Origin of the sequence: Pseudomonas sp. G2-4 (assembly GCF_030064125.1) — a bacterium.
Lineage (GTDB): Bacteria > Pseudomonadota > Gammaproteobacteria > Pseudomonadales > Pseudomonadaceae > Aquipseudomonas.
This window is the reverse complement of sequence record NZ_CP125957.1, coordinates 5,010,941-5,033,412: the sequence shown is the minus strand read 5'-3', so window position 1 is coordinate 5,033,412 and position 22,472 is coordinate 5,010,941. Positions and strand designations below refer to the sequence as shown.

Annotated in this window: 20 protein-coding genes; 11 read left to right on the top strand and 9 right to left on the bottom strand. The window is 59.4% G+C overall.

Annotated features, from left to right (window positions below; translation table 11 throughout):
• Nucleotides 1-39 precede the first annotated feature (39 nt).
• The 4 genes from QNH97_RS21965 to QNH97_RS21950 form a co-directional block, all read right to left on the bottom strand.
• Nucleotides 40-1,029: a hypothetical protein gene (locus QNH97_RS21965; protein WP_283553885.1), complete on the bottom strand. Its 990-nt coding sequence runs from the start codon at nucleotides 1,027-1,029 to the stop codon at nucleotides 40-42.
• A gap of 289 nt (nucleotides 1,030-1,318) precedes the next feature.
• Nucleotides 1,319-2,524 carry a methylaspartate mutase gene (locus QNH97_RS21960; RefSeq protein WP_283553884.1) on the bottom strand — a complete coding sequence of 402 codons (1,206 nt, stop codon included), beginning with the start codon at nucleotides 2,522-2,524 and terminating at the stop codon, nucleotides 1,319-1,321.
• Between the two features lie 41 nt (nucleotides 2,525-2,565).
• Nucleotides 2,566-3,021, bottom strand: coding sequence for a cobalamin B12-binding domain-containing protein (locus QNH97_RS21955; protein WP_283553883.1), 456 nt, complete (start codon nucleotides 3,019-3,021; stop codon nucleotides 2,566-2,568).
• A 14-nt stretch (nucleotides 3,022-3,035) separates the two neighbouring features.
• On the bottom strand, nucleotides 3,036-4,160 hold the full coding sequence (locus QNH97_RS21950; RefSeq protein WP_283553882.1) for a fatty acid desaturase: 1,125 nt from the start codon (nucleotides 4,158-4,160) through the stop codon (nucleotides 3,036-3,038).
• A 110-nt stretch (nucleotides 4,161-4,270) separates the two neighbouring features.
• Between QNH97_RS21950 and QNH97_RS21945 the strand changes: the two genes are divergently transcribed.
• Complete coding sequence (locus QNH97_RS21945) at nucleotides 4,271-5,152, top strand: LysR family transcriptional regulator (protein WP_283553881.1); 882 nt, start codon at nucleotides 4,271-4,273, stop codon at nucleotides 5,150-5,152.
• Nucleotides 5,153-5,171: 19 nt separating this feature from the next.
• On the opposite strand, the gene QNH97_RS21940 is transcribed toward QNH97_RS21945, so the two are convergent.
• The 5 genes from QNH97_RS21940 to QNH97_RS21920 form a co-directional block, all read right to left on the bottom strand.
• Nucleotides 5,172-6,158 (bottom strand): quinone oxidoreductase family protein, encoded by a 987-nt coding sequence (locus tag QNH97_RS21940; RefSeq protein WP_283553880.1) that lies wholly within the window; start codon nucleotides 6,156-6,158, stop codon nucleotides 5,172-5,174.
• A 10-nt stretch (nucleotides 6,159-6,168) separates the two neighbouring features.
• On the bottom strand, nucleotides 6,169-6,789 hold the full coding sequence (locus QNH97_RS21935) for a LysE family translocator (RefSeq protein ID WP_283553879.1): 621 nt from the start codon (nucleotides 6,787-6,789) through the stop codon (nucleotides 6,169-6,171).
• A gap of 430 nt (nucleotides 6,790-7,219) precedes the next feature.
• Complete coding sequence (locus QNH97_RS21930; protein WP_283553878.1) at nucleotides 7,220-8,467, bottom strand: ribonucleotide-diphosphate reductase subunit beta; 1,248 nt, start codon at nucleotides 8,465-8,467, stop codon at nucleotides 7,220-7,222.
• 698 nt (nucleotides 8,468-9,165) lie between these two features.
• Nucleotides 9,166-9,345, bottom strand: a complete 180-nt coding sequence (locus QNH97_RS21925) for a hypothetical protein (RefSeq protein ID WP_283553877.1) — start codon at nucleotides 9,343-9,345, stop codon at nucleotides 9,166-9,168.
• 31 nt (nucleotides 9,346-9,376) lie between these two features.
• Nucleotides 9,377-9,640 (bottom strand): DUF2790 domain-containing protein, encoded by a 264-nt coding sequence (locus QNH97_RS21920; protein WP_092472965.1) that lies wholly within the window; start codon nucleotides 9,638-9,640, stop codon nucleotides 9,377-9,379.
• Nucleotides 9,641-10,036: 396 nt separating this feature from the next.
• Between QNH97_RS21920 and acs the strand changes: the two genes are divergently transcribed.
• The 10 genes from acs (at nucleotide 10,037) to astD (ending at nucleotide 22,364) form a co-directional block, all read left to right on the top strand.
• Nucleotides 10,037-11,992 carry an acetate--CoA ligase gene (gene acs, locus QNH97_RS21915; protein ID WP_283553876.1) on the top strand — a complete coding sequence of 652 codons (1,956 nt, stop codon included), beginning with the start codon at nucleotides 10,037-10,039 and terminating at the stop codon, nucleotides 11,990-11,992.
• A gap of 827 nt (nucleotides 11,993-12,819) precedes the next feature.
• The gene (gene aotJ / locus QNH97_RS21910; protein ID WP_283553875.1) at nucleotides 12,820-13,593 is read left to right on the top strand and encodes an L-arginine-binding protein AotJ; all 774 of its coding nucleotides are present in this window, start codon (nucleotides 12,820-12,822) and stop codon (nucleotides 13,591-13,593) included.
• 90 nt (nucleotides 13,594-13,683) lie between these two features.
• On the top strand, nucleotides 13,684-14,373 hold the full coding sequence (locus QNH97_RS21905; protein ID WP_003178836.1) for an ABC transporter permease: 690 nt from the start codon (nucleotides 13,684-13,686) through the stop codon (nucleotides 14,371-14,373).
• The gene (locus tag QNH97_RS21900; RefSeq protein ID WP_283553874.1) at nucleotides 14,370-15,068 is read left to right on the top strand and encodes an ABC transporter permease; all 699 of its coding nucleotides are present in this window, start codon (nucleotides 14,370-14,372) and stop codon (nucleotides 15,066-15,068) included. The genes QNH97_RS21905 and QNH97_RS21900 overlap by 4 nt, the downstream gene beginning before the upstream one ends.
• A gap of 56 nt (nucleotides 15,069-15,124) precedes the next feature.
• Nucleotides 15,125-15,889: an ABC transporter ATP-binding protein gene (locus tag QNH97_RS21895; RefSeq protein ID WP_283553873.1), complete on the top strand. Its 765-nt coding sequence runs from the start codon at nucleotides 15,125-15,127 to the stop codon at nucleotides 15,887-15,889.
• 113 nt (nucleotides 15,890-16,002) lie between these two features.
• Complete coding sequence (gene argR / locus QNH97_RS21890; RefSeq protein ID WP_283553872.1) at nucleotides 16,003-16,983, top strand: transcriptional regulator ArgR; 981 nt, start codon at nucleotides 16,003-16,005, stop codon at nucleotides 16,981-16,983.
• A gap of 358 nt (nucleotides 16,984-17,341) precedes the next feature.
• Nucleotides 17,342-18,562, top strand: a complete 1,221-nt coding sequence (locus QNH97_RS21885; protein WP_283553871.1) for an aspartate aminotransferase family protein — start codon at nucleotides 17,342-17,344, stop codon at nucleotides 18,560-18,562.
• 236 nt (nucleotides 18,563-18,798) lie between these two features.
• Nucleotides 18,799-19,818: an arginine/ornithine succinyltransferase subunit alpha gene (gene aruF / locus QNH97_RS21880; RefSeq protein ID WP_003178851.1), complete on the top strand. Its 1,020-nt coding sequence runs from the start codon at nucleotides 18,799-18,801 to the stop codon at nucleotides 19,816-19,818.
• 54 nt (nucleotides 19,819-19,872) lie between these two features.
• Nucleotides 19,873-20,898, top strand: coding sequence for an arginine N-succinyltransferase (gene astA / locus QNH97_RS21875; RefSeq protein ID WP_283553870.1), 1,026 nt, complete (start codon nucleotides 19,873-19,875; stop codon nucleotides 20,896-20,898).
• Nucleotides 20,895-22,364, top strand: a complete 1,470-nt coding sequence (gene astD / locus QNH97_RS21870; RefSeq protein WP_283557528.1) for a succinylglutamate-semialdehyde dehydrogenase — start codon at nucleotides 20,895-20,897, stop codon at nucleotides 22,362-22,364. Before astA ends, astD begins: the two co-directional genes overlap by 4 nt.
• The last annotated feature ends 108 nt before the right edge of the window (nucleotides 22,365-22,472 follow it).

Here is a 22,472-nt window from a genome sequence, read left to right as displayed (position 1 = left end):
GTTTGATATCGGCTGACGCGTTCCGAAGGTGGAGCTAGGTTATCCGGCTGCCAACCCCGGCGCCTCCCGAATAATGAAGTGATCCAGATTCTCAATATTGGCAGTGAGCACCCCGAACGTCTGGTCGGGGTTTTTCTTGCTCGGTACCTGCTTGAACTCCGGCGTCACGCCATAAAAGAAGCAATACAACGGCGCGTCACTGTCGGCGGCGTGCTTGATCTCTTCCAGGAACGCTTTGCGCTTGCGGTAGTTATCGATCAGCTTCTTGCTCAGATAAACGTTGACTGAGTAAGGCTTTTTCTTCGTCTCGCCCGGTTGCTTGACCCAGACCTTCTGTTCGAAATCGATGCGAAAACTGGCGCTGTGGTAATCCTCGATTTTCTTGATCTTGCCCCAGTAGATCAGCCCTTTGTTGTCCTGCAGGAACTCGATTTTCTTGAAAAAAGAACTGTAGGGCGCCGTGTGCTCGCCAATCTTCAGCGGCATGCGCTTGAGCAGGTCCTTGTCCGCGAAGTTCGACACGAAGCACTCCACCGGATGGGCGAAGACATGGGTCTTGTCCGGCGCCGAATCACGGCCCGGGTGCTCGCTCTGAGTGGCGGCTGGAGGTATGCGCTCATCGCGTATTACGTCGACCGCCACCGTCGGGCTGGACGGCTTGCGCACATACTCACGCCGAGTCAGCAACAACTCCGAAGGGAAATGCTCCTCCCGACCGTCATCCGATTCCGCACCATCCACTTCCAGGCCCGACGCCGGCGCCTTCAGGCTGACATAAGGACAACCCTCGACATGCCGCGTGCTGGGGATGTTCTTGAAGTGCGGCGTGCGCACGTAATTCACATTCTTGGCGTTGAACGTCCCCAACACATTCGCCGCATCAAACGCCATTCGACAGGCATCGTTGGGGCATTGGAAATGTTCTTTCGCGGAGTCGAACGCCACTGTCTCGTCGAAATTCAAATCGCGCACGTCATAGATCGACAGCTTATCGTCGAGGCTGATGCAGTAGGCGAGGTCGAATTTCATAGCGGGCTCGGGTCCTTGAGGGGGAAGGGTATTAATAGCGGGAGGCGGGACGGGTTGCACTGACTGTTTTCAGCTCGGAGCAAAATTTGTAGTAGTGCACCGGCCATGGACAGGGCACGAGGAGACTTTATTGATATTCCTCCAGCTTGACGATGACCTGTGGCGAGGGAGCTTGCTCCCGCTGGGCTGTGCAGCAGCCCCAATTCCATATCACCCACAAAAAGCCGCCGCCCGACACAGGCGGCGGCATCTCATCAACAGGGCTGGTACTGACTGCCTCGATCCAGCGTCAAAGCACGCAGTCATAGGTGCGGATGTTCTGCCTCAGCGCCGCCAGAAACGAGAAGGCATTTTCCACCCGCTCGCCCTGGAACCCGTGGTAATAGCTTTCCGGCGTCACCACGGTGCCGGCACCGCGTTTGTTGTCGGGGTGCAGGCAGTAAGGGATCGACAGAAAACCACTGTCGAAGGCACCGAGCAGGGCTTCGGACAAGTTGCTGTCGTGGGCCAGCGTGCCTTCGATCAGGCGTTTCGCGCTGCGCAGGACGCGCCGGTGTTCCTGGGAATCGAACGGAATTTGCGGTAAAACACCGTCGGTGTTCAGGCAGTAGTCGCAGTACTCCAGTGCCGCGATATTTTCCTCTACCCGTGGAATGCGCCTTGATTCCACTGGCGTCTTGATGATCACGCGTTGCACACCCGTGGCGCGGATCATGGCCAGCGCATCACCTGTGATTCGGCAAAATCCGCCAAGCGAGCGCGGGAAGAACCCCATGAACACGTAGCCGACAAAGTGATAGCTGCCCGGCGCAAAATATTCGGCCGCGAGTTGTTGGAGGGCCGTCACCGCCGCACGATCCTGCACCGGCGAGGTACCCTGAGCATAGGAGAACGACAGCGTCTTGATGCCATGCGCGCGCAAGAACAATCCTTCAAGAATATTTAGTGCCACCAGAATCACCGGGTCGCACATCTGTCCCATCATGCAACCGGCGAAGCTTTCGATGTGACTGTTGTCGACGCCGCTGGATAGCACCTGACAGGCTTTCTCCCAGTGACCAAACGCCTCGCGCAGCGGCGTGCGACTGTATGGCAGGCAATAGGAAATCGGCCCGCCCTCGGTGGTGGGCAGACCGACTTCGACCATTCGCTCGAAAATGTGCAACGGGTCGGGCGAACCATGACGAACCTGAACTGGCAGGCGATAGCGCGCATCGATCTGGTCGATCATGGCACGGGTTTGCGCTGGCGAATGGTTGACGATCGGATAACCGTTGAGCATCGATTCGCTGTCGATGGCCCGTTGCGCTGCTTCAAGATTGTTTACCCGGGTGAACGCATCAAGGGTGATGGTGCACACAGTGTTCGCCCCGCTCGCTGCTGTGGCTTCCAGGCCAGCTTGCATCCGGGCCGGGTCACTGAAGCCCATTCGCGGCTGGAGCACCGGGCCGTGCGCGTTGAAGCGCTCAAGAACATGAGTGTTGAAGTCGATCATCCTGATCTGCCTTTTCTGCGAATCGGTAAGGGTGCAACGGGTCAGCGAGCGATCCGTTTCTCCAGGTAATGCTCTGGATACAACTGGGCAGACACCAATTCCTGGAAGGCATCGAAGCTGTTGGCCACGCTGTCGTCGAACACCTCATCGAAACCTGCGGCGCGCAGTGTGTCGCTATGTCGGGCAATGTTCTGAGGATCGTTTTCGGTGCAGATCTTGCCGCCGATATACACCCCGTCGGTGTGTTTGGTTTCGCTACGAATACGCCGCGCGAGTTCAGCGCCTTCGATGTAGCCATGGCCATTGACCGTGCTGACGACCACCATGGCGCTGGCGTGGCGGTTGAGCCGCGCGATCACCTCGTCCATGGGCGTGTTCGGTCCCAGATTCTCGACGTTGTAGCCCATGTCTGTGAGCAGGAACTCCATGAATACCAGATTCCAGCTATGGGAATCCGAAGGCACGGTGGTGAGCAGAGCGGTTTTGCTGAAAGTCATCGTTAAAGTCCCTTTTAAGTTGCTGTCCTGGTTGTGTAGTACGGGAGCGCCCGCTGAAAGTTGCGAAAGTTGGTGGTCACCGAGTTGATATAGCCCCAAGTCTCGGCGTAGTTCGTGGGAAAGGGTTTGGAGCCTTCGATCCTGTCGCGTTCGCGGGCAGTGATGTAATTCGGCCAGTCTTTGGATCGTGGGCGCCGGTGATGAAAGTCGTGACACGGTGTATCGCCGACCATCACAAACACCCGGACAAACAAGTGGAACGCCAGCATCTTGATCAGCCAAACGCTGATATGGGCGAAGCGTCGAACAGTCCCCGCACCTTCGGGGATGCGCAGTTCTTCGCCGATGAATACGCCGGTGGTGCTCTCGCAAATGAAGTCGATGCCGCGCCGTTCCAGTACGTCCACGCTGGGCCAGGTGTGCTCGGCCGCCAGGCGAAATGTGGTGCTGATGTGGTAGCCGGCGAAGATTGGAATCACCCACGCCACGATGAACAGATCGAAATGGCCCAAGGCTGCTGACAGCAGTGCAAGGCCTGCCCAGAAGACCAACGTCAATACTGCGACGCGGCGGTTTGCAGCCGTGGCGGTGCCTTTCAATCGGCCCCAGCACGAACGCAGCACGGCCAGTGGCGACAGCGCGGTCGAGACCAGTTTGGTCCACAGCGTGGCGATGCTGTCGGACGGTTTTAACCCCACCACACTTTGCAGGTAGGAGAGGGTGTCATCATCGTCGGTGAGCAGCGTTTTCGAACTGTGATGCAGCGCATGTTCGCTCTTGTAGGTATCGAAGGGTTTGAGCATCAGGACGCCGGAAATGATCCGGCCGACGGTCATATTGGTTTCGCGCGATTCGAAGACCATGTCATGGGCGCAGTTGTGGCAGATCATCACTTGCATCTGCTTGATGCCACCGGTGGCCAGGACAAAGCCCAGTAGCCACAGCGCAATGCTGGCCTGCGAATAACCGATACCGGCCAACAGCGCGCCGCCGGCTATTAATCCCGCCGACACAACGATATGGTGGAACGGCTTCAGAGGACGGACTTTATCGAGATCTTCGGGTAGAGGCTTGGCTGTCAGCCAACTCAGAAACGGCTGCATGAACCCTGGAAGGGCGCGCATTGAGTTACGTATCATCCATGTTTCCTCTAGGGTTTTGCTCCATGCAAAAACTGTAACGTGGCCTCTGGATATTTCGAATAGAAATAGATGAGGATCGATTTTCCATTTTTGGATATGTCATCGACATGGATTGGGATGATCTGAAGGTTTTTATCTTCGTCGCTAAATCGAACAACGTGACCGAGGCCGGAATCTCGCTCAAGGTTTCGGCCTCGACGGTGTCGCGCAAGATCGCGGCGCTTGAGGAATCACTCGGTACGGTATTGTTTTCGAAGAAGACTAACGGTTACTTCCTGACTGAAGCGGGAAGAGCGTTGCTGCCATTGGCACTGGAAACGGAGGAGCGTTTCAAACTGATCGAGCGGCAGATGTCGCAACCGGGTGATCGGATGGCGGGACAGGTGCGCATCGATTGTCCGGAACTAATGGGCACGCACTTGATCATTCCGCAACTCGCGGTATTTCATGATCAGCACCCGGAGATCAGTTTCGACTTCATTAACTCGGCGGTGTCGTCGAAACTCACGCAGAGCCACAGCGACATCATTATCCGCTTGCGCAGGCCGGAGAACGGTAACTTCACCATGCGCCGGGTCGGGACACTGATGCAGGGGCTTTTCTGCTCCCAGGCTTATGCCGATGCCAACGGTCTGCCGGCCGAACCCGCCGACCTCAAGCACCACAGTCTGATCGGCTGGACCGAAGAAATGTCGTATATGCCGCTCGCCCAATGGTTGAGTGAAATGACCGGAGACCAGAAACTGTGGATGCGCGTTTCAAACCTGAATGCGCAGCTCAAGGCAGTCGAAGCCGATCTGGGGATTGCCGCGTTACCCGCCTACGTCGGACACCAGTCCGGTCTGTGCCAAGTGTTGGCCCATCGCCCTGCGCGCCGCTCGGAAATCTGGTTGCTGCGCAATCAGGCTACCCAGGGTGTGAGCCGCGTTGATCGAGTGGTGGAATATCTGACGGAGCTGTTTCACGGCAAAGCGGTCGGCATGCACTGACGGCCGTCTTACCGCGAGGTCATGGCACCAGAATCAACGAACCCTGGGTTTGGCGGTATTGCATGACGCAGTGGGCCTGGGCAGCCAGCGCGAGGGGGAAGCGCGCTATTGGCGGCAAACGAATCGCGCCGCTGGACACTGCTTGCAGCCCCCGCGCGGCCGCATGGGTCAATTCAGCGTCGCCGCCGATGTAGTGCTTCAACGACGGCCGCGTCACATGCAGCGAGCCCATTTGACCGAGCCGGGACAGGTTGAAATCCGTCACGTCGCCCGAAGCATTGCCAAACAGCACGAGGTGGCCGCGGGGGCGCAAACTCGCCAATGACAGCTCTACGGTGTCTTTGCCGATAGAGTCGAATACGACATGGGCGCCTTTGCCATCGGTCAATTCATGGATCAACCCCAGTGTGTCTGGCGCTTCGGCATCGAGGGCCGCTATGCACCCCACATCCAGAACCTGACGGCGTTTGGCTTCGGTCGAAGCGAGACCTATCACGTGTACACCGCGAGCGACCAACCAGCTTGTAGCAATGCTGCCTACGCCACCCGCCGCCGCATGCCATACCACAAAGTCGCCTGGCGCCAGCGGCACGCAGCGGTGCGTCAGGTACTCGGCCGTCAGCCCTTTGAACATTACGCCTGCCGCGACTTCACTCGACACGTCATCGGGCAGGCGTATCGCCCGCGAAGCGCGAACGACCGCGTGACCGGCGTAGCTGCCGGTCGAGCTGTCGACGAAGGCCACTCGATCGCCAATGGCCAAGCTTTCCACCTGCGATCCACATTCGACGACACGCCCCGCACCTTCCATGCCCAAGCCTCTGGGAAAGGCTGATCCATCGTCCAGCGCGCCGGAGCGCCGGTGCAGGTCAATGAAATTCACGCCGGCGGCTTCGATGGCAACGGTGATTTCTTCAGGGCCGGTGGCACGCAACGGGTATTTGCGCAATTCCATGACGTTGGGTGTCCCGGGAGCGGCGAAGACAATTCCGTGGGTCTGGGTCATGGGAGCCTCCTCAAAGTGGGCCGATGCGCAGGAAAATCCATACAGCAACCGCTATCAGCATCAGGCCGAACGCAGCGTTCTGAAACATCAGCAATTTGGGGCGGGACTGGATCAGTTTCTGCACGGTCGAACCCATCGACACCCAGATGACGTGCGAGAAGAAATTCAACGAAATCAGCGCCGCACTGAGGATCAACACCACAGTGCCGCTGGTCTCGCCGGAAGGCATGAAGGTGGAGAACATCACCAGCAACATCACGATCCCTTGCACGTTGCCCAGTTGTACAACAATGCCGTCTCGAAATTGCAGGTGCATGGCCTTGTCGGTGGGCGCCTTCAGTGGACGACGCAGCATGCGCACCCCCAGCCACAAGATGTAGAAACTGCCCACCACTTGCAGCGCCCATACCAGCGTCGGATTGTTCATCAGCGTGTGATAAAGGCCTAAGCCAACCAACACGGCGATCAGGAAGTAAGTGATGTCGAGCCCAACGATAAACCGCACCGAACGACGTACACCGCTTTGCGCACCCGACGTCGCCACCATCAAATTGCCAGGGCCTGCGCTCAGGGTCAGCGGAACCATGGTCGATAGCCAAAGCAACCAGTTGATACTGAAAAATTCTTGCATGCTGTCTTCCTTAATCACAACGCGGACTTAACTCCGGCCAGTCTAATTCGCAGTTGCTTCTAAGGTTATAGCGAAGAGCGCAAGGCGGTTTCCCATAAATGGGGGAAGCGTGGTGGGGACTCGGGCAGCCCCCGTTGCCTTTAGGTGAACCGAGGTTTCGGGAGGGCCAAGCTCTCGGGCGCGAGGCATCCGGTAGCCTGGGCGCTTCTATGTTTGGCGATTAGCTATTACGTTGGGCGTTTCTTAGGCACCTGCGACTAAGATAGGTAACGAGGCGATACGGCGTCAATGCGGAACGATTCTGCTTTTTTCGTAGGGTAAAGGTAGCGTGCCTGCGCCGGAGTTAAACGCGGCTTTGGTTCTGTAGAACACAAAAAACCCCGTTTTCACGGGGTTTTTAGTTAAGTGTGCAACCTAGGATTCTTTCGAATCAATCCCAGCTCAAAGCCCCACCCGTCTGATACTCAATCACTCGCGTCTCAAAGAAGTTCTTCTCTTTCTTCAAGTCCATGATCTCGCTCATCCAAGGGAACGGGTTAGTCGTCCCTGGGTACTCTTCCTTCAGACCAATCTGCGACAGGCGACGGTTAGCGATGAACTTGAGGTAATCCTCCATCATCGCCGCATTCATCCCCAATACCCCACGAGGCATGGTGTCGCGGGCGTATTCGATCTCCAGTTGAGTCCCTTGCAGGATCATCTGGGTCGCTTCTTCCTTCATCTCGGCATCCCACAAGTGCGGGTTTTCGATTTTGATCTGGTTGATCACGTCGATGCCGAAGTTCAGGTGCATGGATTCGTCGCGCAGGATGTACTGGAACTGCTCGGCGACGCCGGTCATTTTGTTGCGGCGGCCCATGGAGAGGATCTGGGTGAAGCCGCAGTAGAAGAAGATGCCTTCCAGCACGCAGTAGTAGGCGATCAGGTTGCGCAGCAACTCTTTGTCGGTTTCCGGGGTGCCGGTTTCGAACTTCGGATCGGAGATCGAGCGGGTGTATTTCAGGCCCCAGGCGGCTTTCTTCGCGACCGATGGGATCTCGTGGTACATGTTGAAGATTTCGCCTTCATCCATGGCCAGCGATTCGATGCAGTACTGATAGGCGTGGGTGTGGATCGCCTCTTCGAATGCCTGGCGCAGGATGTACTGGCGGCATTCGGGGTTGGTGATCAGGCGGTACACGGCCAGGACCAGGTTGTTGGCAACCAGGGAGTCGGCGGTGGAGAAGAAGCCCAGGTTGCGCATCACGATGCGGCGCTCGTCGTCGGTCAGGCCTTCCGGGTCTTTCCAGAGGGCGATGTCGGCGGTCATGTTGACTTCTTGCGGCATCCAGTGGTTTGCGCAACCGTCCAGGTACTTCTGCCAGGCCCAGTCGTATTTGAAAGGCACGAGCTGGTTGAGGTCGGCGCGGCAGTTGATCATGCGCTTTTCATCGACGGCGACACGGGCGGCGGCACCTTCGAGTTCGGCGAGGCCTTCGGCTACGTCGAGTTTGTCGAGGGCGGCCTTGGCGCGAACGATCGCGGCCGAGTCGCTGGCCGTCACGGCCCGGGCTTCGCGGGCGGCGGCACCGCCGGCGCTGTCGAGGCGGTCCATGTTGGCTTCAGAAGCGTGGCCGGCGTTGACGCCTTTTACAGCGACTTCGCCGTCTTCTTTGTCGAATTCGTCCCAGCTCAGCATGACGTGTCGTCTCCTGCGTGAGGGCCAGATGCCCGATGAAGGCCTACTGGCCGCGGTGGATCTTGAAAAATCGTTTGTTGCAGCAGCTGACGCAGGCAATAAACAGAAAAATGTACGGGTCATTCTGAAGCGGCTGTGTACGCGAGGAGGCGATGAGCCTCTGCGTGGGCTTCAGGCTGGCTTGATCCCCTGTAAGGGAATATTGCAGGCCCGTTTAAGGCGGCATTATAAGGACTTTTTTGCCTACGTGCTGCGGCGAAATCGCCCACGAAGGAGGTGGCGGGGGGCATATCCGCGTGGGAGCGAGGGTTTACAAGGCTTTGGCTGCTGAAGATTTTTTTTGCATGGGTCGCGGGGCAGGTTTTTTTGATCAAAAAATGAGCGTTTTTTACGGTTTTGCACTACATGTTGTGTTTGTGGAGGGTTTTCGACGCTTTCAAACACAACCAGGCCCGATCAAAACCGGGCCATGGAAAATGCCATTAATGATCACAATGCGGTTCATCTAAGAGAAATGATGGACCTGTGGCGGGGGAGCTTGCTCCCGCTCGGCTGCGAAGCAGTCGTAAACCGGCGGGTGCGGTGTGTCTGATGCTCCGCATTTGGCAGGTTTTGGGGCCGCTTCGCGGCCCAGCGGGAGCAAGCTCCCTCGCCACGGGTTTGTCGATTGCCTTAAGTGAACAGCATTACATTGATGATCAACCGATACGGGCAGAACCGGTGTGGTCGTAGCCGTCAGCGGCGACGGTGGCGGAGCCGGTACGGTCGTAACCGTCTTCAGCGACGGTGGCGGAACCGGTGCGATCAAAACCGTCGGCGGCAAAGGTATGCGCGGCCAGTACGGACAGGATCAGGGCGAAGAACAGTTTGATTTTCATGGTAGGTGCTCCTGGTGGGTTTAGACGTTGATCAGCCGTTGGAGCAGCCGTTGCCCATGACGCTGTAGCGCAGGATGTGGCGCTGGCCTTTGGAGTCGTCGTATTCCATCTTTGCCGGGACCACTTCGCAGACGTTCGGGATGTCGCTCATGGAGATGACTTTGGCGATGTCCAGGTGGGTGGAGTAGGTGTACTCCTCAATGGCTGGTTTTTGCTGTGCGACATCGGTCGGGACTTCGTCTGCCATTGCGCTGGCGCAAAGGCTGCCGAGGACCAGAACCCATAAAGCTTTCATCTGATTCACCTTTCTTCAGGTCGAGTGGGGTCACGCAACCTTTTTGGGGTTACGTGTGGAGCAGGTTTCGGGAGTTGGATTAACGGCCTTCGTGGGGGCTGTGTTGCGTTAATCGTGTTTGCCGGTTGGCGAGGTTGATTTTAGGGGGTGGGGGTGGGCGTAAAAAGACTCGGTTTTGATAAACACTGTTGGTTGATCTGGTAATAATCGCTGCAGGTGGTGGGGTTGTCTGTGGCATCTATGTTGGAGGTGCCGGCCTCATCGCGAGCAAGCTCGCTCCCACTAGTACCGACATTTTGTAGGGACTTGTTACTACCATCGTCGAATGGTTCTATAGGCCCGCCCCGGGCTACAACGGGACCATACAAAAACAACTATGTCACCGAGGTAAGAAAGATGAGTGCGGCTTCTGTGTATCCCGTTCGCCCCGAGGTTGCGGCCAGTACGTTGACTGACGAGGCAACCTACAAGGCCATGTACCAACAGTCGGTGGTCAACCCGGATGGCTTTTGGCGCGAGCAGGCCAAGCGCCTCGACTGGATTCAGCCTTTCACCAAGGTGAAACAGACATCCTTCGACGATCACCATGTCGATATCAAATGGTTCGCCGACGGTACCTTGAACGTTTCCTACAACTGCCTCGACCGGCATCTGGCCGAGCGCGGCGATCAAGTGGCGATTATCTGGGAGGGCGATGACCCTGCCGAGAGTCGCAATATCACCTATCGCGAGCTGCATGAAGAAGTCTGCAAGTTCGCCAACGCCCTGCGCGGCCAGGATGTGCATCGCGGCGACGTGGTGACGATCTACATGCCGATGATCCCCGAGGCCGTGGTCGCCATGCTGGCCTGTGCCCGGATCGGTGCGGTTCACTCGGTGGTGTTCGGCGGTTTCTCGCCGGAAGCGCTGGCCGGTCGGATCATCGATTGCAAATCCAAAGTGGTGATCACCGCCGACGAAGGCGTTCGCGCCGGCAAGAAGATCCCGCTCAAGGCCAACGTCGATGATGCGTTGACCAACCCGGAAACCAGCAGCATCCAGAAAGTCATCGTGTGCAAGCGCACCGGCGGTAGCATCAAGTGGAACCAGCACCGCGACATCTGGTACGAAGACCTGATGAAAGTGGCCGGCACCGTTTGCGCGCCGAAGGAAATGGGCGCCGAAGAGGCGCTGTTCATCCTCTACACCTCCGGTTCCACCGGCAAGCCCAAGGGTGTGCAGCACACCACGGCCGGCTATTTGCTGTATGCGGCCCTGACCCATGAGCGCGTGTTCGACTACAAGCCAGGTGACGTCTACTGGTGCACCGCCGACGTTGGCTGGGTCACCGGCCACAGCTATATCGTCTACGGCCCGCTGGCCAATGGCGCGACCACGCTGCTGTTCGAAGGCGTACCGAACTACCCGGATATCACTCGGGTGGCCAAGGTCATCGACAAGCACAAGGTCAACATCCTCTACACCGCGCCGACCGCTATCCGCGCGATGATGGCTTCGGGCACCGCCGCCGTCGAAGGCGCCGATGGCAGCAGCCTGCGCCTGTTGGGTTCGGTGGGCGAGCCGATCAACCCGGAAGCCTGGGACTGGTACTACAAGAATGTCGGCAAGGAACGTTGCCCGATCGTCGACACTTGGTGGCAGACCGAAACCGGTGGCGTGCTGATCAGCCCGTTGCCGGGTGCTACGGCGCTGAAACCGGGTTCGGCCACACGTCCGTTCTTCGGCGTGGTGCCGGCGCTGGTGGATAACCTCGGCAACCTGATCGAAGGCGCCGCCGAAGGCAACCTGGTGATCCTCGATTCGTGGCCAGGCCAGGCCCGTACGCTGTACGGCGACCATGACCGTTTTGTCGATACCTACTTCAAGACCTTCAGCGGCATGTACTTCACCGGTGACGGTGCGCGTCGCGACGAGGACGGTTACTATTGGATCACCGGTCGGGTGGATGACGTGCTCAACGTGTCCGGCCACCGCATGGGTACCGCCGAGATCGAAAGTGCCATGGTTGCTCACCCGAAAGTCGCCGAAGCGGCGGTGGTCGGTGTGCCGCACGACATCAAGGGGCAGGGGATCTATGTCTACGTCACCCTGAACGCCGGGGAAGAAACCAGCGAAGCTCTGCGCCTGGAACTGAAGAACTGGGTGCGCAAGGAAATCGGTCCGATCGCTTCGCCGGATGTTATCCAGTGGGCCCCGGGCCTGCCGAAAACCCGTTCCGGCAAGATCATGCGCCGCATCCTGCGCAAGATCGCCACGGCGGAATACGATGGGTTGGGTGATATCTCCACCCTGGCCGATCCAAGTGTGGTGGCGCACTTGATCGAGACGCACAAGACCATGAACGTCGCCTGACAGCGGTTTGTGACCTTTGAAAGCCCCGCCTGGCATTTGCCTGGCGGGGCTTTTTTGTGGGGTCTGTCTGGTTCTGAATAAGGTTTACACCTATTTCAGGTCTGGACACCCTTGTGGCGAGGGAGCTTGCTCCCGCTCGGCTGCGCAGCAGTCGTAAACCGGCCAATACGGTATGACTGAATGACCGTGGTGTCTGGCTTTGGGGCTGCTTCGCAGCCCAGCGGGAGCAAGCTCCCTCGCCACGGGGTCGGCGTAGGCTGGCTAATGGGGTATGACTGGATGGGCGTGGTGCCTGGCTTTGGGGCTGCTTCGCAGCCCCGCGGGAGCAAGCTCCCTCGCCACGGGTTCGGCGGATGAATAAATATCGGCGTTTAAAGTGGGAGGTGTCTGAACGTTACCGGTGTTTCGAAATGTGTAACCAAAGGCGCCACGACGGGGCGATGTGAAACGTGAAGCCCCGTTACAGGGCGGCTCCTGGCCTCGGATAAAATAAGCCGACACGCTGTGCTTGCCGGATTAGAAGGGTTTGCGAATAATGGGCCCGCTATTTGCAGCATAGATCGGTTTCCCTTCTTTTGCTCTTGCATGATTTTGCGGGGCTGTCAATGCGCTCGATCAGCTTTCTCGGTGCTTCTGTAATTTGTTGTCGCATTGAAGAAATATCGGCTTCGGGCCTGTCGTTAGAATGCCGATCACTCGCTCGTCGTGGCTCGCGTTGAATAAAACGTGGGCTTCCTAGGACGCAGCACCAAAGTTCGTTCCACCCATTCGCATATTGGGCTGTTGCTCACTCTGCCGTTTTTGCCCTTTACCGATGGAGTCCCAAGATGAAGAAACTTGTGCTGCTTGGCGCCCTGGCACTGTCCGTGCTGTCCCTGTCGACATTCGCCGATGAAAAGCCTGTGAAAATCGGTATCGAGGCGGCTTACCCGCCGTTTGCCTCGAAAGCCCCGGATGGCAGCATCGTCGGTTTCGACTACGACATCGGCAATGCGCTGTGCGAAGAGATGAAGGTCAAGTGCGTGTGGGTCGAGCAGGAATTCGACGGCCTGATCCCGGCGCTCAAGGTCCGCAAGATCGACGCGATCCTGTCGTCCATGTCGATCACTGAAGATCGCAAGAAATCCGTTGATTTCACCAACAAGTACTACAACACCCCAGCCCGTCTGGTGATGAAGGCCGGTACCCAGGTCAGCGACGGCCTGGCCGAGCTCAAGGGCAAGAACATTGGCGTGCAGCGCGGTTCGATCCACGAGCGTTTCGCCCGTGAAGTCCTGGCCCCGCTGGGTGCCGAGATCAAACCGTACGGTTCGCAGAACGAGATCTACCTGGATGTAGCCGCCGGCCGCCTCGACGGTACCGTGGCAGACGCTACGCTGTTGGATGACGGTTTCCTGAAAACCGACGCCGGCAAAGGCTTTGCGTTCGTCGGTCCGGCCTTCACCGATGAGAAATACTTCGGCGACGGTATTGGTATTGCGGTTCGCAAGGGCGATGCGCTGAAAGACAAGATCAACAGCGCAATCGCTGCCATTCGCGAGAACGGCAAATACAAGCAAATCCAGGACAAATACTTCGCCTTCGACATCTACGGCAAGTAACACCGTCCCGCCACTCGTGCGAAATGGCGCAAGCAACAGGATTTCTGCGGTTTGCGCCATTTTTTCATCCCACATTCGAGGACCTGAATCATGTTGAAAGGCTACGGGGCTGTCATCCTCGATGGCGCATGGTTGACGCTTCAGCTCGCCTTGTCGTCCATGGCCCTGGCCATCGTCCTGGGGCTGATCGGCGTCGCGTTGCGCCTCTCGCCGGTGCGTTGGCTGGCGTGGCTGGGTGACCTGTATTCCACGGTCATTCGCGGCATTCCCGACCTGGTGCTGATCCTGCTGATTTTCTACGGCGGCCAGGACCTGCTCAACCGCGTGGCGCCGATGCTCGGTTATGACGACTACATCGACCTGAACCCGCTGGCGGCCGGTATCGGCACCCTGGGTTTCATCTTCGGTGCGTACCTGTCGGAAACCTTTCGCGGCGCGTTCATGGCGATCCCCAAGGGCCAGGCCGAGGCGGGCATGGCGTACGGCATGAACGGGTTCCAGGTGTTTTTCCGGGTGCTGGTGCCGCAGATGATTCGCCTGGCGATTCCGGGCTTCACCAACAACTGGCTGGTGTTGACCAAGGCTACCGCGCTGATTTCGGTGGTAGGCCTGCAAGACATGATGTTCAAGGCCAAGCAGGCGGCAGATGCCACGCGCGAGCCTTTCACCTTCTTCCTGGCAGTGGCGGCGATGTACCTGGTGATCACCAGTGTCTCGTTGCTGGCATTGCGTCACCTTGAGAAGCGCTACTCGGTAGGCGTAAGGGCGGCTGATCTATGATCTTCGACTACAACGTCATCTATGAAGCCTTGCCGCTGTACTTCAGTGGTCTGCTGACCACCCTGAAGCTGCTGGCCCTGTCGCTGTTCTTCGGCCTGCTGGCGGCGCTGCCCCTGGGGCTGATGCGCGTGTCCAAGCAGCCGGTCATCAACATGACGGCCTGGCTCTACACCTATGTGATTCGCGGCACACCGATGTTGGTGCAGCTGTTTCTGATCTACTACGGGCTGGCACAATTCGCAGCCGTGCGCGAGAGCTTCCTCTGGCCGTGGCTGTCCAGCGCGACCTTCTGTGCGTGCCTGGCGTTCGCTATCAATACCAGCGCCTACACCGCCGAAATCATCGCCGGCAGCCTGCGGGCTACGCCTAATGGTGAGATCGAAGCGGCCAAGGCCATGGGCATGTCGCGCTACAAGTTGTATCGCCGGATCTTGTTACCGTCGGCCTTGCGTCGGGCGCTGCCGCAATACAGCAACGAAGTGATCATGATGTTGCAGACCACCAGCCTGGCCTCCATCGTGACCCTGATCGACATCACCGGTGCCGCGCGTACAGTGAATGCGCAGTATTACTTGCCGTTCGAGGCCTACATCACGGCCGGCGTTTTCTACCTGTGCCTGACCTTCATCCTGGTGCGCCTGTTCAAGCTGGCCGAGCGCCGCTGGCTGGGTTACCTGGCGCCGCGCAAGCACTGATAACGCATCGATCCGATCGACTGCTCAACGACTGACGTTTTGTGAGAACCGACCGCATGTACAAGCTTGAAGTCCAAGACCTGCATAAACGCTATGGCAGTCACGAAGTGCTCAAGGGCGTGTCCCTGAAAGCCGCCGCTGGCGATGTGATCAGCATCATCGGCTCCAGTGGCTCTGGCAAAAGTACTTTCCTGCGTTGCATCAACCTGCTCGAGCAACCCCATGCCGGCAAGATTCTGCTCAACAACGAAGAGCTGAAACTGGTGGCTGGCAAGGACGGCGCATTGAAGGCCGCGGACGCCAAGCAACTGCAGCGCATGCGTTCGCGGCTGTCGATGGTGTTCCAGCATTTCAACCTGTGGTCCCACATGACCGCGCTGGAAAACATCATGGAAGCACCGGTGCATGTATTGGGTGTTTCCAAGGCCGAAGCTCGCGAAAAGGCCGAGTATTACCTGAACAAGGTCGGCGTGGCCCATCGCAAGGACGCCTATCCGGGCCACATGTCCGGCGGCGAACAACAGCGGGTGGCGATTGCCCGGGCGTTGGCGGTGGAGCCGGAAGTGATGCTGTTCGACGAGCCGACTTCGGCCCTCGACCCGGAGCTGGTGGGCGATGTGCTCAAGGTGATGCAGGCCCTGGCCCTGGAAGGCCGGACCATGGTGGTGGTGACTCACGAAATGGGTTTTGCCCGTGAAGTCTCGAACCAGCTGGTGTTCCTGCACAAAGGCATCGTCGAAGAAAGCGGCAATCCACGCGAAGTGCTGGTCAACCCGCAATCGGAGCGCCTGCAGCAATTTCTTTCGGGCAGCCTCAAGTAATCGCTCCCGTTTCGCACCTGATTTAGGTCATGCTGCGCACCGCGCGCCAGATGGTCTAATTTGGTTGCAGCCGCTTTTGGCTTTAACACTGTTTTCGCTTCGGATTGCCCGCCATGACTGCCCATCGAATTGGTTTCCTGATTTGGCCCAGCACTAAAGCCTTGACGCTGGCGCTGGCCGAGGAGGCCTTGCGTGTCGCTCAGCGGGTGCATCCGGATGTGGTCTACGAGCTGTCGTTCTTGCAGGCCGAACCGCCAGTCGAAGGTGCCTGGCAGCTGCCGGGCGAGCCCTGGGCCGGCAAGCTCGAGGGTTTCCAGAAGCTGTTCCTGCTGGCCGATGAACCACCGACCGCGCTGGCGTCGCCCCTGAGCAGCGCCCTCAAGCAACTGGTGCGTGCCGGTTGTGTGATCGGTGGCTTGTCCGCCGGTGTCTATCCCCTGGCGCAGTTGGGTTTGCTCGACGGTTACCGCGCCGCCGTGCATTGGCGCTGGCAGGACGACTTCGCCGAACGTTTTCCCAAGGTCATCGCCACCAGCCATCTGTTCGACTGGGATCGCGATCGCCTGACCGCCTGCGGTGGCATGTCGGTGCTCGACCTGTTGCTGGCGGTGCTGGCCCGGGATCACGGCGCGGAACTGGCCGGTGCCGTGTCGGAAGAGCTGGTGGTCGAGCGGATCCGTGAAGGTGGCGAGCGTCAGCGCATCCCGTTGCAGAACCGTCTCGGCTCCAGCCATCCGAAGCTCACCCAAGCCGTGCTGCTGATGGAAGCCAACATCGAAGAGCCGCTGACCACCGATGAGATCGCCCAGCATGTGTGCGTGTCCCGTCGGCAACTGGAGCGGATTTTCAAGCAGTACCTCAATCGTGTGCCCAGCCAGTACTACCTGGAACTGCGCCTGAACAAGGCCCGGCAGATGCTGATGCAGACCAGCAAATCCATTATTCAGATTGGCCTGTCTTGCGGGTTTTCCTCGGGGCCGCATTTCTCCAGCGCCTACCGCAACTTCTTCGGCGCCACGCCGCGGGAAGATCGCAACCAGCGCCGCAGCAGCAGCCCGTTCGAATTGTCATCGGTGCCGTCCGAGCGGGGCTAGGCGGCAAGGCTGCGAATAGGGCAGTCAACACAAAAAACTGTGGGAGCGAGCTTGCTCGCGATAGCGGTGTATCAGCCACCTAATTTGCAGTTGACCCACTGCTATCGCGAGCAAGCTCGCTCCCACAGGTGTTTTTTGCCTGGCAGCAGAAATGTGGATGCAGGCCCCTCAAATCCCTTGGCAACGTTTAAACTGCGCCTTTGCGACGCTATTTGTCGCATTGCCGTAAACCCGCGGAAAACGTGGGTTGGCGCTATAAGAAGTTGTCGCTTGGCGGCAAGGCCGGGCTGAAAACTGTCCTTACAATCCTTACCAAGCTCGCCAGTTCCAGGCGGGTGTTCCTCTTCAGGAGACTCCGATGTCCGTTGAGCAAGCCGCGGTACAACGCGCCGATTTCGACCAGGTGATGGTTCCCAACTATGCACCTGCTGCCTTCATCCCTGTGCGGGGTGCCGGTTCCCGCGTATGGGACCAGTCCGGTCGCGAGTTGATCGACTTCGCTGGCGGTATCGCAGTCAACGTACTGGGCCACGCCCACCCGGCGCTGGTCGGTGCACTGACCGAGCAGGCCAATAAGCTGTGGCACGTGTCCAACGTGTTCACCAATGAGCCGGCCCTGCGCCTGGCCCATAAGCTGATCGACGCAACCTTTGCCGAGCGCGCGTTCTTCTGCAACTCCGGCGCCGAAGCCAACGAGGCCGCCTTCAAGCTGGCCCGTCGTGTCGCGTTCGATCGGTTCGGCAGCGAAAAATACGAAATCATCGCCGCGCTCAACAGCTTCCACGGTCGCACCCTGTTCACCGTCAACGTCGGCGGGCAATCGAAGTACTCCGACGGTTTCGGTCCTAAAATTACTGGCATCACCCACGTTCCCTATAACGACCTGGCGGCTTTGAAAGCGGCTGTTTCGGACAAGACCTGCGCCGTGGTGCTGGAACCGATCCAAGGCGAGGGCGGCGTGCTGCCGGCGGAACTGGCTTACCTGCAAGGCGCCCGCGACCTGTGCGATGCCCACGACGCGCTGCTGGTGTTCGACGAAGTGCAAACCGGCATGGGCCGCAGCGGCCACCTGTTCGCCTACATGCATTACGGCGTGATTCCGGACATCCTCACCAGCGCCAAGAGCCTGGGCGGTGGTTTCCCGATCGCGGCGATGCTCACCACCGAAGCGCTGGCCAAGCATCTGGTCGTCGGCACTCACGGCACCACCTACGGCGGCAACCCGCTGGCGTGCGCGGTGGCCGAAGCGGTGATCGATGTGGTCAACACACCTGAGGTGCTCGCCGGCGTCAACGCCAAGCATGACAAGTTCAAGACCCGCCTGGAGCAGATCGGCGAGAAGTATGGCCTGTTCACCCAGGTGCGCGGCTTGGGCCTGCTGATCGGCTGCGTGCTGAACGATGCCTGGAAGGGCAAGGCCAAGGACATCTTCAACGCCGCCGAACAGGAAGGCTTGATGATTCTGCAAGCCGGTCCGGACGTGATTCGCTTCGCCCCGAGCCTGGTGGTGGAAGACGCTGACATCGACGCCGGCCTGGACCGCTTCGAGCGAGCGGCGGCGAAGCTGACGCAAGCCTAAGACTGAAGCCGGATCCCTTGTGGGAGCGAGCTTGCTCGCGATGGCGTCGGACGAGCCAGCATCAATGTTGACTGACACACCGCTATCGCGAGCAAGCTCGCTCCCACAGGAGTCTTGCCGCGGCTGAAAAATCGAAGACCGCCGCAGATGCAATGCGGACCGGCGTGTTCGTTTAGTTATTTCCCGTGTATCGACCTGATGGTCGAACCGTTTATTTCAAGTTAAGGAGTGACACCATGCTGGTGATGCGCCCCGCGCAAATGGCTGATCTGGGCGAGGTACAGCGTCTGGCTGCGGACAGTCCGATCGGTGTCACTTCCTTGCCGGATGACGTGGAACGCTTGAGCGACAAGATCGCCGCAAGCGAAGCCTCGTTTGCCGCCGAAGTCAGCTTCAATGGTGAAGAAAGCTATTTTTTCGTCCTTGAAGACACCGCCACCGGCAAGCTGGCGGGCTGTTCGGCGATTGTCGCTTCGGCTGGATATTCCGAACCCTTCTACAGTTTTCGCAATGAGACCTTCGTTCACGCCTCCCGTGAGCTGAAGATCCACAACAAGATCCACGTGCTCTCCCAGTGCCACGACCTGACCGGTAACAGCCTGCTGACCAGTTTCTACGTAGTGCCGGAACTGGTCGGGTCGCCGTGGTCGGAACTCAATTCCCGTGGGCGCCTGTTGTTCGTCGCCAGCCATCCGGAACGGTTTGCCGATTCGGTGGTGACCGAGATCGTCGGCTACAGCGATGAGAATGGCGATTCGCCGTTCTGGGACGCCATCGGTCGCAACTTCTTCGACCTCAACTACGCCGCCGCCGAGCGCTTGTGCGGGCTGAAAAGCCGTACGTTCCTCGCCGAACTGATGCCCCATTACCCAATCTACGTGCCGCTGTTGCCGGATGCCGCCCAGGAAGCCATGGGCCAGGTCCATCCGCGGGCGCAGATCACCTTCGACATCCTGATGCGCGAAGGTTTCGAGACCGATCACTACATCGACATCTTTGACGGTGGCCCGACCCTGCATGCCCGTGTCTCCGGGATCCGCTCGATTGCCCAGAGCCGCGTGGTGCCGGTCAAGATCGGCGAACCGGTCAAGGGCGCCGGCCGGCAATACCTGGTGGCCAATGCGCAATTGCAGGATTACCGCGCCGTGCTGCTCGAGCTCGACTACGCGCCGGGCAAGCCTGTGACGCTGGACATGGAAGCGGCCGAAGCCCTGGGCGTTGGCGAAGGCGCCAGCGTGCGTCTGGTGGCGGTTTAACGCCTTACAGCTGAGTTTCGCGGGTGGCGCAAGCGGCCCGTTTGAGGAGATAGCATGATCGTTCGTCCCGTACGCAGCAGCGATTTACCCGCTCTGATCGCCCTGGCCCGCAGCACAGGCACCGGCCTGACCACCTTGCCGGCCAACGAAGAGCGCCTGGCCCATCGGGTCGGTTGGGCCGAGAAGACCTTTCGCGGCGAAGCCGGGCGCGGTGATGCGGACTACCTGTTCGTGCTCGAAGACGACGATGGCCGCGTGGTGGGCATTTCCGCCATCGCGGGCGCCGTGGGCCTGCGTGAACCCTGGTACAACTTCCGGGTCGGCCTGACGGTCAGCGCCTCCCAGGAGCTGAACATCTACCGGGAAATCCCGACCCTGTTCCTGGCCAACGACCTGACGGGCAATTCCGAGCTGTGTTCGCTGTTCCTCCACGCCGACTACCGCAATGGCCTCAACGGCCGCATGCTGGCCAAGGCGCGGCTGTTGTTCATCGCCGAATTCCCGCAGTTGTTTGGCAACAAGATCATTGCCGAGATGCGCGGCATGTCCGACGACAGTGGTCGTTCACCGTTCTGGGAAAGCCTGGGCCGGCACTTCTTCAAGATGGAATTCAGCCAGGCCGATTACCTGACCGGCGTGGGCAATAAGGCATTCATCGCCGAACTGATGCCCAAGTTCCCGCTGTACACCTGTTTCTTGTCCGAAGACGCCCGGGCCGTGATCGGCCAGGTTCATCCGGATACGGAACCGGCGCTGTCGATGCTCAAGAGCGAAGGGTTCAGCTACCAGGGTTACGTCGACATCTTCGACGCCGGCCCGGCCGTGGAATGCGAAACCGGCAAGATCCGCGCGATCCGCGACAGCCAGGCGCTGGTCCTGGCTATCGGCACGCCGGGAGACGACGCCACGCCGTTCCTCATTCATAACCGCAAGCGCGAAGACTGCCGCATCACGGCGGCACCGGCGCGCTTCGCCGCTGGCACTTTGGTGGTTGATCCGCTGACCGCCAAACGTCTTCAACTCAACGCTGGCGATCAGGTGCGCGCCGTCGCGTTGTCTGCTGCTCGGGAGTCGAAATAATGAAGTCGCTGTACATCGCAGGCAGCTGGCTGGAAGGCCAGGGCGACCTCTTTGAGTCGTTGAATCCGGTGACCCAGCAAGTGCTGTGGGCTGGCAAGGGCGCGACGGCGGCGCAAGTAGAGTCGGCGGTGCAGGCAGCCCGCCAGGCCTTCCCGGACTGGGCGCGGCGTACGTTGGATGAACGCATCCAGGTGCTGGAAGCCTTTGCCGCGGCCCTGAAGAGCCGCGCGGACGAGCTGGCCCACTGCATCGGTGAGGAAACCGGCAAGCCGTTGTGGGAGTCGGCCACCGAAGTCACCAGCATGATCAACAAGGTGGCCATTTCGGTGCAGAGCTACCGTGAGCGGACCGGCGAAAAGAGCGGCCCCCTGGGCGACGCCACCGCCGTGCTGCGCCACAAACCTCATGGTGTGGTGGCGGTGTTCGGTCCTTACAACTTCCCTGGCCACTTGCCCAACGGCCACATCGTCCCGGCCCTGCTGGCCGGCAACAGTGTGCTGTTCAAGCCAAGCGAGCTCACGCCGAAAGTCGCCGAATTGACGGTCAAGTGCTGGGTCGAGGCCGGTCTGCCGGCCGGCGTGCTGAACCTGCTGCAAGGCGCGCGGGAGACCGGTATCGCCCTGGCGTCGAACCCGGGCATCGACGGGCTGTTTTTCACCGGGTCCAGCCGTACCGGCAATCTGTTGCACCAACAATTCTCCGGCCGCCCGGACAAGATCCTGGCCCTGGAGATGGGCGGTAACAACCCGCTGGTGGTGGATGAGGTGGCGGACGTCGATGCGGCGGTCTACACCATTATCCAGTCCGCCTTCATTTCTGCCGGCCAACGCTGCACCTGCGCACGTCGTCTGTTGGTGCCGCAAGGCGCGTGGGGCGATGCCTTGCTGGCGCGCCTGGTGGCGGTCAGCTCGACGATTGAAGTGGGGGCCTTCGATCAGCAACCGGCGCCGTTCATGGGCTCGGTGATTTCCCTGGGCGCGGCGAAGGCGCTGATGGATGCGCAAAACCATTTGCTCGGTCTCGGTGCCGTGGCGCTGCTGGCCATGACCCAACCCCTGGCCCAGGCGGCTTTGCTGACCCCGGGAATCCTGGACGTGACGGCGGTGGCCGAGCGTCCTGATGAAGAGTTGTTCGGACCGTTGCTGCAGGTGATTCGCTACACGGATTTCCCTGCGGCCATCGCCGAGGCCAACAACACCCAATACGGTCTGGCGGCGGGCCTGCTTTCGGATTCCCAGGAGCATTACCAACAGTTCTGGCTGCAGAGCCGGGCCGGTATCGTCAACTGGAACAAACAGCTGACCGGTGCCGCCAGCAGCGCACCGTTCGGCGGTGTCGGCGCCTCGGGCAACCATCGCGCCAGTGCTTATTACGCGGCGGATTATTGCGCGTACCCGGTGGCTTCCCTGGAGACCCCGAGCCTTGTCATGCCGGCTGCCCTGACCCCCGGCGTAAGAATGGTGTGAACCCCGATCGCGAGCAAGCTCGCTCCCACAGGGTCTTGCACTGTCCTTGTGGGAGCGAGCTTGCTCGCGATAGCCGCGACGCGGTTGTAATTGATGCCTATAAAAACA